Here is a 16,594-nt window from a genome sequence, read left to right as displayed (position 1 = left end):
GTCAGGGTCGGGCGGCCACCGCCAGCGCCTCGCGCACCAGGCGGATCAGCGGGTGCTCCTCGCTGCCCTTCCGCACGGCCGCGAACACCCGGCGCAGCGGCGCGGTGCCGCGGACCGGGATGCCCGGCAGGGCGTGGCGCGGCACCAGCGCCACGCCCGCGCCCGCGCCGACCAGCGCGCCGAGCGTCCGGAAGTCGTTGGACGTGTGCGTGATGCGCGGCGCGAACCCGGCCTGGCCGCACGCCAGCTCCACCACGTCCCGGACCGGGTTGCCCGGCGGCGTGGCCACCCAGTCGTCCTCGGCCAGCGCCCGCAGGTCCACCGACGACCCGGCCTGCGGGTGCCCCGGCGGCAGCACCGCGTCGAACGGCTCGGTGTAGAGCGGGAAGCGGGTGAGCCTGCCGTCGTCGCGGCGCGGCCGGTACTCCTCGGTGATCGCCAGGTCGATCTCGCCGTCGAGCAGCAGCGGCACGCTCGCGTGCCCCTCCGCGTCCCGCACGCGCACGATCACGTCCGGCGCGGACGCCCGGAGCGCGGCGATCGCGGGCGCGACGACCTGCGTGATCGCCGACGCGAAGCTGCCCACCTCGACCCGACCGGCGGTGCCCGCCGCCAACCCGGTCAGCGTGGCCTGCGCCCGCTCCAGCTCGGCGGCCACCGCGTTCGCGTGCCGCACTAGGAGTTCGCCCGCGGACGACAGCGAGACCCGCCGACCCCGGCGGCGCAGCAGCTCCTGCCCGACCTCGGACTCCAGCGCCGCGAGCTGCTGCGACACCGCCGACGGCGTCAGGTGCAGCGCCTGGGCCGCCGCCGTCACGGTGCCGTGGTCGGCCAGGGCCCGCAGCACGCGCAGCCGTCGAGGATCGATCACGCGCCCATTGTCCGGTCGCCCGCACCCGCCGCCGGCGGGGCGGCGCGCGAGCACCCCGGACGAGCGGAGGGCCCGTGCGCCCCCGACGGCGCACGGGCCCTCCGGGTTCACCCGGTCAGGCGGTGGGCTGCTGCCCGATCGCGTCCGCGACCCCCGTCGTCACCGAGGTGAACGTCAGGACGGTGCCCGCCTTGAACCCGCCCGAGTCGTCGGTCGCGACCTGCCGCTCACCGATGAACCGGCCGGTCTCCGGGTCGATGATGATCTCCTGCCGCCGGGAGCCGTCGTCGATGCCGAGCGCGGTGCCGGTCCGGCCGTCCAGGTTGGCCCGCTGCTCGGAGACCTCCAGGCCCGGCAGCTTGGCCAGCGCCTGGTAGAGGGTGGCGCGGACGTCCTTGCCGATCAGGCCGCTGCGCAGGGCGTCGGCGGCGTAGACCAGCAGCTCGGCGTCGCCCCGGTCGTCCGGCGCGTCGGCGGCGAGCCGCTCGAACAGCGCGTCCGGGTCGGTGGGCAGCCCCGCCTGCCACTCGGCGGTCGGGTGCTGCCAGCTGCCCGCCTCGGCGCACCGCCGCTCCGGCGACGGCGCGAAGAACTCGCCGCACGGCGCACGCCACTCGCCCTCCGGCCAGCCGCCTCGCGTGTCCACCCCGGCGGCCTTCGCCTGCTCCTCGGTGCCCACGACCCACCGCTGGTTGCCGGTGACGTCGCGGCGCAGCAGCCACTCGGCGCGCGGGTCGGCCGGCACCCACGTCTCCAGCACGTTCTCCACGAGCCGGGCGAACTCGCCCTGGTCGCCGCCGGTCGACGCCATCCACCACGCGCGCGTGGCCACGTACCTGTACTGGCCGGGTCCGACCTCGTGGTCCACCGCGCCGATGGTCCGCGCCGCCGCCCGGTCGAGCGTCGCCACGGCCTCGGCGGTCGCGGGCGCGCGGCGGCCGAACGACACGGTCTGCACCACCAGCCCGCCCGCCACCAGCACGGCGACGGCCGCCGCACCGGCGAGCCACCGCCTCTTCGAGCGGCGCGGCCGGCTCTCGTGCGTCGTCGTCACGTCGGTCTCCTGTCGGGTGGTGGCGGTCGCAGCGGTCGCGGTCGCAGTGGTGGCGGTCGCAGTGGTCGTGGTCGCAGTGGTGGTGGTCGCAGCGGTCGCGGCCAGGGTGGCCCTGGCCCGTGCGATCACCCGCTCGTCCGTGCGGACGTCGGCGTTGAACGCCGCCAGCGCGGCGTCCAGCTCGGCGTCGGTCCAGATGCGGCGGACGTTGTCGTCACTCATCGCCGGTCCTCGCTCGGTCGGTGGTCGAGGCGTGCGCGCGCAGGTGGCGGCGCACGCGGTGCAGCCGGGACCGGACGGTGCCGACCGGGATGCCGAGCGCCTCGGCGACCTCGTTCGTGTCCAACCCGGCCCAGCTCGTCAGCAGCAGGACGTCCCGGTCGCCCTCGCGCAACTCCGCCAGCGCGCCCGCCAGCCGCCGGGTGGACGCCGCCGCGTCGACCCGGTCGGCCACCCGGTTGCCGTGGTCGTCGTCGCCGGTCGCCGGGCCGGCCGCCCGCGTGGCGGCGCGCAGGCCGCGCACCTCCTGCCGGACGTGCCTGCGCAGGAGGTTGGTGGCGATGCCGTAGAGCCACGCGCGGGCGGTGCCGCGCTCCCGGTCGTAGGCGGTCCGGGTCTGGAACGCCACCAGGAACGTCTCGCCGACGAGGTCGTCGGCGAGGTCGCCGACCCGGCGCGCGAGGTACCGGTGCAGCGACCGGGCGTGGCGGTCGAACAGCCGCCCGACGGCCCGGCCCGGCTCGGGGCCGGACAGGTCGGGCCGGTCGTCCGCGTCGTCGCCGTCGTCCCCGTCACCCGGTCGGGAGCCGCTGGTCGAGCGTTCGCTCATCGTCCTCACACGCGGTATTGCCCGCAGCGGCCCGTCGCGTTCACGGGTGGGACCGGCGGCGTCCACGGCGTCGGACGACGGCGGCGGGCCGGACCGGTGTCGCACCGGACCGACCCGCCGCGCGCGGAACCCCGGAGGGGAACCCGCCCCCGCTCAGCCGGCCTCCCGCATCCGCTCGCGCGCCACGACGAACGCGTCCACCGCCCGGTTCACGTCGTCCACCGAGTGCGCCGCCGACATCTGCGTCCGGATGCGCGCCTTGCCGTGCGGCACCACCGGGTACGAGAAGCCGATGACGTAGATGCCCTGCTCCAGCAGCAGGTCCGCCATCCGGGACGCCTCCGCCGCGTCCCCGATCATCACCGGGATGATCGGGTGCTCGCCGGGCAGCAGGTCGAAGCCCTCGTCGGTCATCCGCCGCCGGAACAGCGCCGTGTTCTCCCGCAGCCGGGTGAGCAGCTCGCCGGACGAGCTGAGCAGGTCCAGCGCCGCGATCGCGGCGGCCGTGATGGACGGCGCGAGCGAGTTGGAGAACAGGTACGGGCGCGACCGCTGCCGCAGCATCTCCACGATCTCGGCCCGCCCGGACGTGTAGCCGCCGCTCGCGCCGCCCAGCGCCTTGCCGAGCGTGCCGGTGACGACGTCCACCCGGTCCTGCACGCCGAACAGCTCGGGCGTGCCGCGCCCGGTCGGGCCGGTGAAGCCGACGGCGTGCGAGTCGTCCACCATGACCAGCGCGTCGTAGCGGTCGGCGAGGTCGCAGATGTCGTCCAGCGGCGCGAGGTAGCCGTCCATCGAGAACACGCCGTCGGTCGCGATCAGCCGGTACCGGGCGTCGGCGGAGTCCTTGAGCTGCCGCTCCAGGTCGTCCAGGTCGCGGTTCTTGTACCGGTACCGGCGCGCCTTGGACAGCCGCACGCCGTCGATGATCGACGCGTGGTTCAGCTCGTCGGAGATTATCGCGTCGTCCGCGCCGAGCAGCGTCTCGAACAGGCCGCCGTTGGCGTCGAAGCACGAGCTGTAGAGGATCGTGTCCTCGGTGCCGAGGAACTCCGACAGGCGCTTCTCCAGCTCCTTGTGCGGTTCCTGCGTGCCGCAGATGAACCGCACGGACGCCATGCCGAACCCCCAGCGGTCCAGCGCGTCCTTCGCGGCGGCCACCAGCGCCGGGTGGTCGGCGAGGCCCAGGTAGTTGTTGGCGCAGAAGTTCAGCACCTCGTCGCCGCCGCCCACCCGGACGGCGGAGTTCTGCGGTGTGCCGATCACCCGCTCCGCCTTGTACAGGCCGGCCGCGCGGATCTCGGCCAGCCCGGTCAGCAGGTCCTCGCGCATCGCGCCGTACATCTCAGTGAGCTCCCGTCCAGTCGAGGATGACCTTGCCGCACCGGCCGTCGCGCGCGGTGGCGAACGCCCGCTCGTGCTCGGTGTAGTCGAACCGGTGCGTGATCACCGGCGTGAGGTCCAGGCCGCGCTGGAGCAGCACGGACATCGAGTACCAGGTCTCGAACATCTCGCGCCCGTAGATGCCCTTGATGTGCAGCATCTTCAGGACGACGCTGCTCCAGTCGACGGGGAACTCCTCGGCGGGCAGCCCCAGGATGGCGATCCGGCCGCCGTGCGCCATGTTGCCGATCATGTCCTGGAGGGCGCGCGGCTTGCCGGACATCTCCATGCCGACGTCGAACCCCTCGGACATGCCCAGCTCGGCCTGCGCCTCGGCGATGGTGCGCCTGCCGACGTCGAGCGCGAGGTCGACGCCGACCTTCCGCGCGATGTCCAGCCGGTGCTCGCTGATGTCGGTGATCACGACGTTCCGCGCGCCCGCGTGCTTGGCGACGGCGGCGGCCATGATGCCGATCGGCCCCGCGCCGGTGATCAGCACGTCCTCGCCGATGACCGGGAACGACAGGGCGGTGTGCACGGCGTTCCCGAACGGGTCGAAGATCGCGGCCACGTCCAGGTCCACGGGCGCGCGGTGCACCCAGGCGTTCTGCTCGGGCAGCACGACGTACTCGGCGAAGGCGCCGTCGCTGTGCACACCGAGGCCGCGGGTGTGCGCGCACAGGTGGCGGCGGCCCGCCTTGCAGTTGCGGCACGTGCCGCACACCAGGTGCCCCTCGCCGCTGACGAGGTCGCCGACCGCGACCCCGGTCACCGAGGGCCCGGTCTCCACGACCTCGCCGACGAACTCGTGGCCGAGGACGAGCGGCGCGCTGATGTTGTGCGCGGCCCACTCGTCCCACGAGTCGATGTGCAGGTCGGTGCCGCAGATGCCGGTGCGCAGCACCCGGACGACCACGTCGGTGGGACCGGGGGTCGGGTCGGGCACGTCCGTCAACGACAGCCCCGGCCCGGCGGTCGTCTTGACCAGAGCCTTCATGCCGGCAGTGTGCTCCCGTCGCGCTTGTGCAGTCCATCAGGACTTTCTGAATTCGCTTGTAAGTTCCGCTTCACTGGTGATGTTCCGGACCATGCCGCCGAACACCAGCCCGTGGAACGGCCACACCAGCCACCAGTAGAGGTGCCCGGCGAGGCCGCGCGGCACGAAGACCGCGCGCTGGCGGTAAGTGGACCCGCCCCGGCCGTCGTCCGCCACCCGGAGCTCCAACCACGCGCGCCCCGGCACCCGCATCTCCGCCCGCAACCGCAGCAGCCGGCCCCGCTCGACCTCCTCGACGCGCCACCAGTCCAGCGCCTCGCCGACGTGCAGGCGGCGCGCGTCCCGCCTGCCCCGCCGCAGCCCCACCCCGCCCACCAGCCGGTCCGCCCAGCCGCGCACCGCCCAGGCCAGGGGGAACGAGTACCAGCCGTGCTCGCCGCCGATGCCCTCCACGACGGCCCACAGCCGGTCCGGCGGCGCGTGCGTGCGGCGCTCGCGGAGGTCCACGTACGACGAGCCGCCCGACCAGCCGGGGTCCGTGGGCAGCGGGTCGCTCGGCGCGCCCGGCACCGAGGCGTTCGACCAGCGGGTCTCCACGTCGCCCGCCCTGATCCGGGCCAGCGCCAACCCCACCGCCCGGTCGTACCCGGTGAGCGGGCCGGGCAGCAGGCGCAGCACGTCGTCCTCCCGGCAGACCACCTCGTGCACCAGCGACTCGATCAGCGGCGCGGCGATCGACCGGGGCACGGGCGTCACCAGGTTCACCCAGTGGGAGGACAGCTTCGGCGTGAGGACGGGCACCCCCACCACCCGGCGGGGCCGCAGCCCGGCGACCGCCGCGTACCGCAGCATCATGTCCCGGTAGGTGAGGACGTCCGGCCCGCCCACGTCGAACGCGCGGTTGATGCCCTCGGGGAGGCCGACGGCCTCCACCAGGTACCGCACCACGTCCCGCACGGCGATCGGCTGGACGCGGTTGCGCACCCACCGGGGCGTGACCATGACCGGCAGCCGCTCGGTGAGGTAGCGCAGCATCTCGAAGCTCGCCGACCCGGACCCGATGACGACGGCCGCCTGGAAGACCACCGCGGGCACGCGGGAGGCGAGGAAGACGTCCCCGACCTGCTTGCGGGACGCGAGGTGCGGCGACAGCGCGGCGCCCGGCGGGTGCAGCCCGCCCAGGTAGACGATCCGCCGCACCCTGGCCTCCTCGGCGGCGCGCGCGGTGTTCACGGCACCACCGATCCTGGGCGGCGCGGGGCGATCACGCACGGCGGGCGGGGCCGGACCCCGCCCGCCGAGGCGCACCGCGCGCTAACCGTCGAGCCGGCCGGCCTTGAGGTCGTCCAAGAGCCCGGTGAACGCGGCCGGTGGCACCACCAGCACCGGGCCGGAGCTGTTCTTCGAGTCGCGGAAGGCGACCACGCCGCGAGCGTGGGCGACCTCGACGCAGTTGTTGTTGCCCTCCGTGTAGCTAGCCTTGCGCCAGCGGGCGGAGGAGAGGTTCGGGGCCGGCATTCGGGTGCCCCTTTCGCTACTTGAGTGCACTGATCCGACGATCCAGCATCTTCGCCGATGCCCGGTCGTCCAGGGCAGTCACCCTCAACCGGTCGAACGCCAGCGCGTAGACGTCGGTGGCCTTGGGGTGGTCGAGGTAGTTCGCGTCGGTCAGACCTTCCAGGTACGCGATGGCCAGCGCCGGGACGTCGAGGCGCAGCAGGGTGAACGGCGTGCCGAGCGCGTGGTGCTCGCCCCGGTCCAGCGGCAGCACCTGGAACGTCACGTTCGGCAGGTCGACCAGTTCGCGGAGCCGTTCGAGCTGGGCGCGGAACACGGCCGTGCCGCCGACCGGGCGCAGGAGGGCGGGTTCCGCGAGGACGAGCCAGAAGGCGGGCGGGTTGTCGGACGTGAGCAGCTCCTGGCGCAGCGCGCGTTCGCGGGCGGCGTTGCCCACGTCGGCCGGCGGCGTGGTGAGCGACATCGACAGCAGCGCCCGTGCGTAGTCCTCCGTCTGGACCGTGCCGGGCAGCATGGTTTCCCGGAAGGTCTTGATCTCGGCCGCGTGGGCTTCCAGCACCCGGTAGGTGTCGCCCCAGGCGGGCGTGCGCCCGGCACCGGGTCGGGTCCGCGCCTGGAGGCCGCCGAGCTGTGGACCGCGGCGGACTTCGACGACGAGGTGCGGATCGACCACCAGACCGGGCGTGACTGGGCGAAGTTCACGTTCCCCGGCGGGCAGGTGGAGCTGACCTTCAGCGAGCACGCGCTGACCAAGATGATCGCCGCGGGTCAGGAGGCGCTCGACGCCATGAGGGCGGCGGAGGCGCGCTGACCGGCGCGGTCCGACGGGCGGGGACGGGCAGGGTGGCCGTGGCACGCCACCCCGCCGGCGTCAGGCGGGCCGCAGCGGCGGGAACGGGTGGCGGGTCGTGAACTCCGCCGCCGTCAGCCCCATCAGGACCACGTCGTGGTGGCGTCCGGAGAAGAACTCGTGGTCGCGCAGCCGACCCTCCGACCGGAAGCCGAGCTTGTCGTGCAGCGCGATCGACGCGCCGTTGAACGCGTGGATCGCCACCTCGCACTTGTGGAACCGCCGCTCCCCGAACATGTACGCCAGCAGCAGCACGACCGCCTCACCCGCGTAGCCGCGCCGCTGGTGCTCGCGCCCGATGCCGATCCCGTAGGAGAACCGCCCGGCCCGCGTGTCGACCGCCGACGTGGCCAGCGAACCCACCAGCTCACCGCCCGCCACCGACTCGATGGCCAGGCGGAACTCGTCACCCGCCTCCCGCAGCGACTCGGCCTCGGCCCACGCCCGGTAGCCGGCGGTCGACCGGGGTGGGTGCACCATGTCCGCGTCGCGCATGTCCGACACGTGCGAGTCGAACCGCATGAACGCCTGCCAGTCCTCCGGCTCGACACCGCGCAGCCGGACCTTCGCCCCCGTCCACCTCACGCGTTGCGCAACCAGCCCTTCTTCCGCTTGACCTCCAGCGAGCCCGCCGTGACGCTGCCGTGCACCACGAAGTGCGGCCGACCGCCACCGCCGCCCACCTTGTCCTTGACCGTGCCCAGCGACACCTGCACGCCGTCGGTGTTCACCGTCGCGCCCTCGGGCAGCGTGAGCTTCACCGCGCCGCCCGCCACGTCCAGCTCGACGTCCACCACGGGGTGGGTGATGGTGGCCTCCCGGAAGTCCAGCTCCGTCGTGCCCATCCGGTTGCGCACGACCATCGACCGGGGCACCAGCCACATGCCCTTCCGGCGCACGGTCGACAGCGTCGACCTCAGCTCCACCTGCTCCTCCGCCGCGACGGGGTGCGCGTGCTGCTCGCTGTGCACGACACCGGTCAGGTCCAGCAGCACGGAGTTCAGCTCGGCCCGCGTCCGCGCCGCCAGCGCCGTGTCGGCCCGCTCGGTGAACTCGTCGAGCGTGAGCAGCCCGCGCCCGATGGCCTTCTGGAGCACCCCGACGACGTGCTCGCGCTCGGCGTCGGACACCCGCCACTGCCTCGGATCGGTCATGTCCCCTCCGGTTCGACGTCCAGCCCGTGCTCGATGGCGTAGCGCGCCAGCTCGACACGGTTGTGCAGTTGCAGCTTGCGCAGGGTGGACTGCACGTGGTTCTCCACCGTCCGGTGCGAGATCACCAGCCGGGTCGCGATCTGGCGCGCCGTCAGGCCCTTCGCCACCAGCCGCAGCACCTCGGTCTCGCGGTCGGTGAGCTGCGGCCGGTCCTCGTCCGGGGTCGCGGCCATCCGCCGGTACTCGCCGAGCACCAGGCCCGCGAGGCCCGCCGTGAACACGGCGTCGCCCGCCGCCGTCCGCTCGACCGCCTCCACCAGCTCCTCCGCCGAGGCGGACTTCACCAGGTAGCCGGACGCGCCCGCCTTCACGGCCTCCAGCACGTCGTCGTGCTCACCGCTCGCGGACAGCACCAGCACGCGCGTGGCGTCCAGCGAACCGGTGATCATGGCGGTCGCCTCGACCCCGGACGGGCCGCCCAGGTTGAGGTCCATCAGCACCACGTCCGGCCGCACGGCGCGGGCGATCCGGACCGCCGAGGCGGCGTCACCCGCCGTCGCCACCACGTCGAAGCCCCGTTCGGCGAGGTCGCGCGCGACACCGTCCCGCCACAGCGGGTGGTCGTCGACCACCATCACGGACACGCTCATCGGTAGACCCGCACCTCCCACTCCGTGCCCTCCCCCGGCCCGGTTTGCAACTCCAGCGTCCCACGCAACGCCTCGACCCGGCCCCGGATCGACTGCGCGACCCCCATCCGGCCCTCCGCCTCCGCCGCCGACAACCGCCCCTCCGGGATGCCGGGGCCGTCGTCGCGGACGCTGAGCACGACCTCGTCGCCCAGGTCCTCCAGCAGCACCCACGCCTTCGCGCCGGCCGCGTGCTTGTCCACGTTGGACAGCGCCTCGCGCACCACCGCCGCCAGCTCGGACACCGTCAGCGCGGGCAGCATCACGCGGGTGGCCGGTGTGGACACCTGCACGCGCGGCGTCGCGAGGAGCTGCAACGCGGGCCGCAGGTCCGCGTCACCGTCCACTGTCGACTCGGCGGGCGCGGCGGCCACCAGCGACCGCAGCGCGATCTCCTGCTCACCGGCCAGTTCCGCCAGTTCCGCCGCCTCGCCGCCGAGTTCCGAGCCGCGCTTGCGCACGCGGGCCAGCACCTGGAGCACACCGTCGTGAATGGACCGCGCGAGGCGCTCGCGCTCGGCCGTGGCCGCCTCGGTGCGCAACGCCTGCGCCAGCCGGACCGCCGACCGGCGCGCGGTCGTCGACGCCATGCCGACGACCAGGCCCGCGCCCGCCAGCAGCACCACGTCCCGGACCAGGTCGACGCTCAGCTCGCGCCGGTTCAGGTAGGTGCTGACGCCCACCACCAGACCCGACAGCGCGCCCGCGACCTGGCCGCCCAGCGCGCCCGCCGCCACCGCCGGGCAGCACGCCCAGATGGTCGTGATCAGCGGGACGTTGTAGAGGAACTGGGTGTCGGTCATGATCAGCGGCGACAGCGACATGAGCCCGCACGCGACCAGCAGGTCGGCGCACACGAACCACGGCCGGCGGCCGTCCTCGCGGCTGTACGCCCGGATCGTGACCAGCGACCAGACGGCCATCGCCCCGATCGCCACCCAGGCGAGCCAGGGCCGTTCGTAGGTGCCGTGGTGCACGATCGCGTTGCCCAGGGCGAACAGGAATGTCACGATCCGTAACGCAACGGTTCCCCGCCAGAGGTGCGCGACGGGGTCCTCGGTCACCGATGGACCTGCCTGCGCCGGCTTTGTGTGCACGGTGTGCTCCCTTCGCCCCCAATCTTGCCGTGTCGGCGTGTCGCGGCTAACCCCCAGGTGGCGGTCTGTTCCGACCCCGACATGTGTGGAAGGCTGGCCAACGTCACTGGGTGTGACCGTCGGGGGACACCGCGCCATTCGACTCCTACGGACCGGGGGTGGGCTGAGCGTGCGCTACTGGCCACTGTGGACGCTGCGGCGCTCCGCGCTGGCCTACTGGCTGCTCGTCGACGCCCTCGCCCTCGCGCTGGTCGTGTACGTGATCGCGTCCCTGCCGCGGCCCGAGCCGGCGGAGATCGCCCGGTTCGGCGTGATCGCGGGCACGGCGGGCGCGGTGATCATCGGCAGCTCGATCTTCAGCCACCGGGTCGGCGAGACGGAGCGCAACCCGTGGGCGGCGCACCTCTGCTACCTGACGGCGGGCGTGATCGCGCTGCCGGGCAACCTGCTGGTGCTGCTGCTGTTCGGCCCGGCGCTGCACGGGGTGCTGGCCCAGCGCCTGGAGTCGCACCGCTGGGTGTTCACGCTGTCCGCGACCGCGCTGTCGGTGTTCGCCACCCGCTTCCTGGTCGGGTGGGCCGAGCCCGCGCACGGGCTGCTGGTGATGTCGCTGGGCGCGACGGTGCTGCTCGTGGTGCGGGCGGGGCTCATCGCGGCGGGCCTGAAGCTGCGCAGCCCGCGCGCGGCGGCGGAGGAGGTCGTGGGCGAGCCGATCGACGCCGTGCTCGGCATCGTCGCGGTCAGCATCGGCGGCCTGATGGGCTTCGTGGCGACGACGACCCCGGTGCACGCGGTGATGGCCGCCGCGCCGATGGCGCTGCTCGAACGCGCCGCGCAGCTGCCGCAGTGGCGGCGCTCGGCGCAGCGGGACGCGAAGACCGGCCTGGCGAACGCCGTGCACTGGGACGGCCGCGCGCGGTACGAGCTGGCCAAGGCCCGCGTCCGCGAGCGGCCGATGGCCGTGCTGCTGCTCGACCTCGACCACTTCAAGCGGGTGAACGACCGGGTCGGGCACCTGGCGGGCGACGCGGCGCTGAGCGCGGTCGCCGTGCTGCTGTCCGGCACGGTGCGGCGCGGCGACCTCGTCGGGCGGTTCGGCGGCGAGGAGTTCGTCGTGCTGCTGCCGGACGCCGAGCCCTCGGTCGCCCGGTCCGTCGCGCAGCGCGTGCGGCTGGCGGTGGAGGACCTGGCGGTGGCGACGGTGGGCACCGACGGGCGGGAGCACCTGCTCACCGGGCTCACCGTGAGCATCGGCGTGGCGACGACCAGCCGGTTCGGCTACGAGCTGCCGGACCTGCTGGTCGCGGCCGACGCGGCGCTGCTCGCGGCGAAGGGCTACGGCCGCAACCTGGTCGAGATGGCCTGAGGTCGGGCGTCCCCCGGCCTCGGGCGATGGTGGTGGCGGGCGAGGTCCGGGGTCAGTCGCCCTGCGCGGCGTCCCCTGGCCCGGCGCCGGTCGCCCCGTGCTTCCCGTGCTTCCCGGTCGCGGAACCCCCGGCGGCGTCCTGGGCCGCGGCGCTGCCCGACGCGGTGCCGCCCGACGTGGTGCCGCCCGACGCGGTGCCGCCCGACGCGGTGCCGCCGGCCGCGCCGGGACCGTCCTCCAGGTCCCCGACGCGCTCACCGCCGGTGTCCGGCGGACCGGTCTCCTGCGGTTCGTGCACGTCCACCTCACGCGGCCGGACGGCCCTGTCCGAGTCCGACAGCAGCGACCGGATGCCCGAGTTCAGCACCGCCAGCAGCGGCACGGACAGCAGCGCGCCGGCGATGCCGCCCACCACCAACCCGGCCGTGATCGCGAGCACCACCGCGAGCGGGTGCAGCTTGACCGCCCGGCCCAGCAGCAGCGGCTGGAGCACGTGGCTCTCCAGCTGCATCACGCCGATCAGCACGGCCAGCACGATCAGCGCCGCGACCGGGCCCTCGGCCACCAGCGCCACCAGCACCGACACCGCGCCGGTGATCACCGCGCCGACGATGGGGATGAACGCGCCCAGGAACACCAGCGCGGACAGCGGCACGACCAGCGGCACGCCCACGATCCACAGCCCGATGCCGACGCCGACCGCGTCCACCACGGCCACCAGCGCCGTCGCCCGCACGTACGACACCAGCGACGCGAACCCGCGCCGCCCGGCGACGTCCGCCCGGTCCCGCACGTCGGCGGGCACGGCCCGGATCAGGAACCGCCAGATCCCGTCGCCGTCGTGCAGGAAGAAGATCAGCGTGAACAGCGCCAGCAGCAGGCCGGTCAGCAGCTCGCCGACGGTCGCCGCGGTGGTCAGCGCGCCCGACGTGATCTCGGCCTGGTTCTCCTTCACGGTCTGGAGCACGCGGTCGAGGTACTGCTGGAGCTGGAGGTCGCTCAGGTGCAGCCCGTCGCGCAGCCAGCCGCGGATCGTGTCGAGGCTCGCGCTGACCTGCTTCTGGAGTTCCGGCAGGCCGTTGGAGAACTCGGTGATCACGAACGTGAGCACCCCGCCGACCACCGCGATGCCGCCGATCAGCACCAGACCGGTCGCCAGCCCCCGCGGCACCCCGATCCGGACCAGCTGCGACACCGCGGGCGACAGCAGCGCCGCGAGCAGCAGCGCGACACCCGCCGGGATGACGATCGTGGTCAGGTAGCTGACCACGATGCCGACGACGTACAGCGCGGCGACGACCGCGACGAACCGCCAGCTCAGCGCCGCGCTGACCCTCAGCAGCCGTGGCACCCGCGCACTGATCCCCGAATCACTCCCCGTCACACGATCACCGTAGCCCGCGCACCGCCGCCGCGAGTCGAACAAACCGCCAACACCGGGTCGCGAGTCGCCGCGCCGCGGGGTATCCCTCGTCACGGATTGCCCGAACGCCGGCCGGCGGCGCCGTCCGGGTGATCGGATCGGATCGTGATCGACGCCGAGGAGACGATCAGCTCCGCCTTCGCCGCCGGCCGTCGCGTCGCGTTCGACGCCAAGGCGGCCAAGCGGGACCGGGCCGTGCGCGGCGACGTCCTCGCCGCGCTGCTCGCCCGGCCGCTGCCCGGCGCGGCGCTGCGCCTGGTCGGCGCGCACGTCACCGGCCTGCTCGGGCTGGAGGGCCGGCGCGTCGAGCACGTCGTCGACTTCCTGGACTGCACCTTCGAGCAGCCGCCCGACCTGCGGATGGCGCACCTGGTCGGGTTGCGGATGCGCGGCTGCAAGGTGCCCGGCCTGTGGGGGCGCAACCTCCGGGTCGCCAGCGACCTGGTGCTGGAGGCCGGCTTCACCAGCGACGGCGTGGTGGACCTCACGGACGCGGCGGTCGACGGCACGTTGCGCCTGGCGGGCTCGGTGCTGCGCGGCGGCGGCGGTCACGCGCTGCTGGCCGCGCGCGTGCGGCTGGCCGGCTCGTTCCAGGCCGGCGCGCTGCGGGCGGACGGCGAGGTGCGGCTGCGCGGCGCGAACGTCGGCGGCTCGGTGCACCTGGGCGGCGCGCGGCTGGTCAACCCCGGCCGGAACGCGCTGGACGCCTCGGGCGTCACCGTCGCGGGCAACCTGTTCTGCGACGCCGAGGGCGGCCGGTTCACCACCGAGGGCCGCGTCCTGCTGGACGGCGCCCGCGTCGGCGGCAACGTCGTGTTCTCCGGCGCGCGGCTGCGCGCGAGCGTCGTGGACCGCCCGGTCCTGGTGATCCCGCGCGGCACGGCGGACGAGGCGGCGGCCCTGGTCGCCGACCGCCTTCGGGTCGAGGGCAACGTCGAACTGGACGACGGCTTCACCTCCAGCGGCACGGTGCGGCTGCCGAACGCGGAGGTCGGCGGCTACCTGCGGCTGTCCGGCGCGGTGATCGGCAGGCGGGACCTCGTGGACGAGCTGGCCGACCGCGCGGTCGTGGACCGCATCCCGGTCGCCCTGCACGCGGACGGCATCCAGGTCCGCGGCGACCTGGAGGCGCGCGGCGCGGTCGACGGCGGGTTCCGCGGCGGCGGTGCGGCCGAGTCGGCGTTGCGCGCCTACGGGCAGGTGCGGCTCGTGGACGCGCACGTGCGGGGCAGCGCGAGCCTGTCCGGCGTCCAGCTGCACGGTTCCGGCATCGACGTCCTGTTCGCCGACCGGCTGCGGGTGGGCGGCACGCTGTTCCTGCGCGGCCTGCGCGCCCGCGGTTCGCTGCGGCTCCAGAACGCCGCGATCGGGTCGACCCTGGACTGCTCCGGCGCGGTGCTGCTGCTGCCGCGCCGCCGGCCGGACGGCACGCTCAAGCCGTCGCTGGACGCGCGGGTCGCCACGATCGGCAAGGACCTCCTGTGCAGCCACGGCTTCACGGCGGTCGGCGGTGTGCGGGTCCGGTTGGCCGAGGTCGGCAAGATGGCGACGTTCACGGGCGCGCGGCTGGGCGGTCCGGGCATCGACACCGCGCTGGACGCCTACGGGCTGACCGTCAGCCAGCTCGTGCTGCGGATGGCGGAGGACGCCGCGCCGGTGGGTCGCGTGGTGCTGCGGCGGGTGGGCGCGACCGCCGTGCAGGACGGTCCGGGGCTGTGGGCGGCCACCGGCGGCGTGGACGTGGAGGACTTCACGTTCTCCTCCATCTCGTCCACGCCGCACGTGGACGTGCGTACGCGGTTGCGCTGGTTGCGCGAGGTGCAGCCGGACTTCGCGCCGGGTCCTTACGAGCAGTTGGCGAACGTCTACCGCGACGGTGGCGAGGAGGAGCTGGCGCAGCACGTGCAGCTGGAGAAGCAGCACCGCCGGTACTCCGAGCTGGGCAGCGCCGGGCGGGTGTGGGGCTTCCTCCAGCGCTGGACGGTCGGCTACGGGTACCGGCCGTGGCTGGCGATCGCCTGGCTGGCGGCGTTCTGGCTGGCCGGGGCGCTGTGGTTCCTCGGGCACGAGATGCCCAGGTTGAACGAGGACGAGTCGCCGACGTGGAACCCGTGGCTGCTGTCGGTGGACCTGCTGGTCCCGATCGTGGACCTCGGCCAGGACGGCAAGTGGAAGTTCAGCGGCGCCTCGCAGTGGATCTCCAGCTCGCTGATCGCGGTCGGCTGGATCCTCGCGTCGACCGCGGCGGCCGGCGCGGCCCGCGTGCTGAAGCGGGTCTGACCAGAGTAGGTTACGCTCGGTCATATCCGACAACACGGAGTGTCGATCACACGATCCGGCGAACAGGGCGGCGAACGGGTGCGCGCCCGCCCCGGCTCCTGGCACGCTCGTCGGCGTCGGCTTGATCACTTCCGATCGACGGTGCCGGCGAATCCAGCGTCCAGGCGGAGGTTCCAGTGCTGTCGTCGGCCGGCCAGCGAGCGGGTGCGGGGGTGAGCCGCGTCCGGCGGCTGCTCTCCCGCGCCCTGCTGGTCGGCGGCGGCGCGCTGGCGGGCACCGCCGCCGCGTGGGCGTTGTCCGCCGCGCCCGCCGCCGCGCAGGCGGCCGACCACGAAGGCGTGGTCGGCGTCGTCACGCGGGTCGTCGCCGAGCACCGGCCCGTCCAGGAGGCCGTCGCGCCGGTCCGCGCGACCGTGCGCGACCTCGACACCACCGCGACCGTGCGCGACCTCGACACCGCGTTGCGCGCCCAGCGGGCGGAGGACGTGACGCCGCCCGACCTCGGCCAGGTCGCGGAGGAGATCCGCGGCGCGGTCGACCGGGTGGGTTCCTGGTTCGAGCACCCCACCGCCGTCCCGGTCCGCGGCGAGCACCGCGCCGGGCGGCCGCAGCACGGCGGGCGCGTGGCGGAAGCCCGGCCCACCGAGACCGCCCCGACCGCCACCGCCGTGCCGGTTTCCCTCGGCACCCCGGTGGTGCAAGGGCCGTTCAGCCTGCTCGGCGAGATCCGGGCGGCCTCGGCGGAGCAGTCGCCCGGCGCGCTGCCCGCCGACGAGCCAGGCGTTCGGCGGGGTGAGCCGGTCGACGTGCCGCTCGCCCCGTTCACGCCCCCGTTCGGCGTGCCCGCGCACTGCTCGTGCGGCGGCGACGGAGCCGGTTCCGCCGCCGGCGGCAGCGGCCCGGCCACGGGCGTGACCGCCGACGGCGTCGACACCGCCGTGGCCAGGGCGCTGCTGCCCGCCACCGAGCGGAACACCACGCTGCCCGGCAAGCAGCCGGGCACCACCCCCGACTGATCCACGCGCGCGGTCCGCGGCGGCCTGCCGGCCGTCCCGGTCATCGACCGACGCGCTCTTCGCGCAC

Annotated in this window: 16 protein-coding genes and 1 pseudogene; 4 read left to right on the top strand and 13 right to left on the bottom strand. The window is 74.4% G+C overall.

Annotated features, from left to right (window positions below):
- Window position 1: 1 nt before the first annotated feature.
- From C8E97_RS01400 to C8E97_RS01365, 8 genes and pseudogenes are all read right to left on the bottom strand, one after another.
- Window positions 2-871, bottom strand: a complete 870-nt coding sequence (locus C8E97_RS01400; RefSeq protein ID WP_121000888.1) for a LysR family transcriptional regulator — start codon at window positions 869-871, stop codon at window positions 2-4.
- Window positions 872-986: 115 nt separating this feature from the next.
- A complete protein-coding gene (locus tag C8E97_RS01395; protein ID WP_121000886.1) occupies window positions 987-2,147 on the bottom strand; it encodes a CU044_5270 family protein in 1,161 nt (386 codons plus the stop codon).
- Window positions 2,140-2,754 (bottom strand): RNA polymerase sigma factor, encoded by a 615-nt coding sequence (locus C8E97_RS01390; RefSeq protein WP_121000884.1) that lies wholly within the window; start codon window positions 2,752-2,754, stop codon window positions 2,140-2,142. The genes C8E97_RS01395 and C8E97_RS01390 overlap by 8 nt, the downstream gene beginning before the upstream one ends.
- Before the next feature lie 153 nt (window positions 2,755-2,907).
- Window positions 2,908-4,098, bottom strand: coding sequence for a glycine C-acetyltransferase (locus C8E97_RS01385; protein ID WP_121000882.1), 1,191 nt, complete (start codon window positions 4,096-4,098; stop codon window positions 2,908-2,910).
- Between the two features lies 1 nt (window position 4,099).
- Window positions 4,100-5,134: an L-threonine 3-dehydrogenase gene (gene tdh, locus C8E97_RS01380; RefSeq protein WP_121000880.1), complete on the bottom strand. Its 1,035-nt coding sequence runs from the start codon at window positions 5,132-5,134 to the stop codon at window positions 4,100-4,102.
- Window positions 5,135-5,170: 36 nt separating this feature from the next.
- A pseudogene (locus C8E97_RS01375) lies at window positions 5,171-6,370 on the bottom strand (SDR family oxidoreductase); the annotation flags it as partial.
- 78 nt (window positions 6,371-6,448) lie between these two features.
- Window positions 6,449-6,652 (bottom strand): DUF397 domain-containing protein, encoded by a 204-nt coding sequence (locus C8E97_RS01370; RefSeq protein WP_121000878.1) that lies wholly within the window; start codon window positions 6,650-6,652, stop codon window positions 6,449-6,451.
- 16 nt (window positions 6,653-6,668) lie between these two features.
- A complete protein-coding gene (locus tag C8E97_RS01365) occupies window positions 6,669-7,211 on the bottom strand; it encodes a DUF5753 domain-containing protein (protein WP_147454972.1) in 543 nt (180 codons plus the stop codon).
- Here C8E97_RS01365 and C8E97_RS33930 point away from each other — a divergent pair.
- Window positions 7,197-7,463: a hypothetical protein gene (locus tag C8E97_RS33930; RefSeq protein ID WP_147454971.1), complete on the top strand. Its 267-nt coding sequence runs from the start codon at window positions 7,197-7,199 to the stop codon at window positions 7,461-7,463. The two genes, C8E97_RS01365 and C8E97_RS33930, sit on opposite strands and share 15 nt — an antisense overlap.
- A 60-nt stretch (window positions 7,464-7,523) precedes the next feature.
- Here C8E97_RS33930 and C8E97_RS01360 read toward each other — a convergent pair whose 3' ends face one another.
- Genes C8E97_RS01360 through macS form a run of 4 tightly spaced genes read right to left on the bottom strand, consistent with a single transcriptional unit; the run spans window position 7,524 to window position 10,442 of the window.
- Window positions 7,524-8,087 (bottom strand): GNAT family N-acetyltransferase, encoded by a 564-nt coding sequence (locus C8E97_RS01360; protein ID WP_246018595.1) that lies wholly within the window; start codon window positions 8,085-8,087, stop codon window positions 7,524-7,526.
- Window positions 8,084-8,656 (bottom strand): DUF1707 SHOCT-like domain-containing protein, encoded by a 573-nt coding sequence (locus tag C8E97_RS01355; RefSeq protein WP_121000874.1) that lies wholly within the window; start codon window positions 8,654-8,656, stop codon window positions 8,084-8,086. The genes C8E97_RS01360 and C8E97_RS01355 overlap by 4 nt, the downstream gene beginning before the upstream one ends.
- The gene (locus C8E97_RS01350; protein ID WP_121000872.1) at window positions 8,653-9,306 is read right to left on the bottom strand and encodes a response regulator; all 654 of its coding nucleotides are present in this window, start codon (window positions 9,304-9,306) and stop codon (window positions 8,653-8,655) included. The genes C8E97_RS01355 and C8E97_RS01350 overlap by 4 nt, the downstream gene beginning before the upstream one ends.
- A complete protein-coding gene (macS, locus tag C8E97_RS01345) occupies window positions 9,303-10,442 on the bottom strand; it encodes a MacS family sensor histidine kinase (protein ID WP_121000871.1) in 1,140 nt (379 codons plus the stop codon). The genes C8E97_RS01350 and macS overlap by 4 nt, the downstream gene beginning before the upstream one ends.
- Window positions 10,443-10,611: 169 nt before the next feature.
- Between macS and C8E97_RS01340 the strand changes: the two genes are divergently transcribed.
- Complete coding sequence (locus C8E97_RS01340) at window positions 10,612-11,808, top strand: GGDEF domain-containing protein (RefSeq protein ID WP_121000869.1); 1,197 nt, start codon at window positions 10,612-10,614, stop codon at window positions 11,806-11,808.
- A gap of 52 nt (window positions 11,809-11,860) precedes the next feature.
- Here C8E97_RS01340 and C8E97_RS01335 read toward each other — a convergent pair whose 3' ends face one another.
- Window positions 11,861-13,192, bottom strand: coding sequence for an AI-2E family transporter (locus C8E97_RS01335; RefSeq protein WP_246018594.1), 1,332 nt, complete (start codon window positions 13,190-13,192; stop codon window positions 11,861-11,863).
- 144 nt (window positions 13,193-13,336) lie between these two features.
- Here C8E97_RS01335 and C8E97_RS01330 point away from each other — a divergent pair, with 144 nt between their 5' ends.
- Both C8E97_RS01330 and C8E97_RS01325 read left to right on the top strand, forming a co-directional pair.
- Window positions 13,337-15,511 (top strand): translocation/assembly module TamB domain-containing protein, encoded by a 2,175-nt coding sequence (locus tag C8E97_RS01330; protein WP_121000867.1) that lies wholly within the window; start codon window positions 13,337-13,339, stop codon window positions 15,509-15,511.
- Window positions 15,512-15,723: 212 nt separating this feature from the next.
- Window positions 15,724-16,527 (top strand): hypothetical protein, encoded by an 804-nt coding sequence (locus C8E97_RS01325; protein ID WP_170211529.1) that lies wholly within the window; start codon window positions 15,724-15,726, stop codon window positions 16,525-16,527.
- Window positions 16,528-16,594 lie beyond the last annotated feature (67 nt).

Source organism: Saccharothrix australiensis (genome assembly GCF_003634935.1).
Lineage (GTDB): Bacteria > Actinomycetota > Actinomycetes > Mycobacteriales > Pseudonocardiaceae > Actinosynnema > Actinosynnema australiense.
The sequence above is the reverse complement of the archived record's forward strand: the minus strand, read 5'-3'. Positions and strand labels throughout refer to the sequence as shown.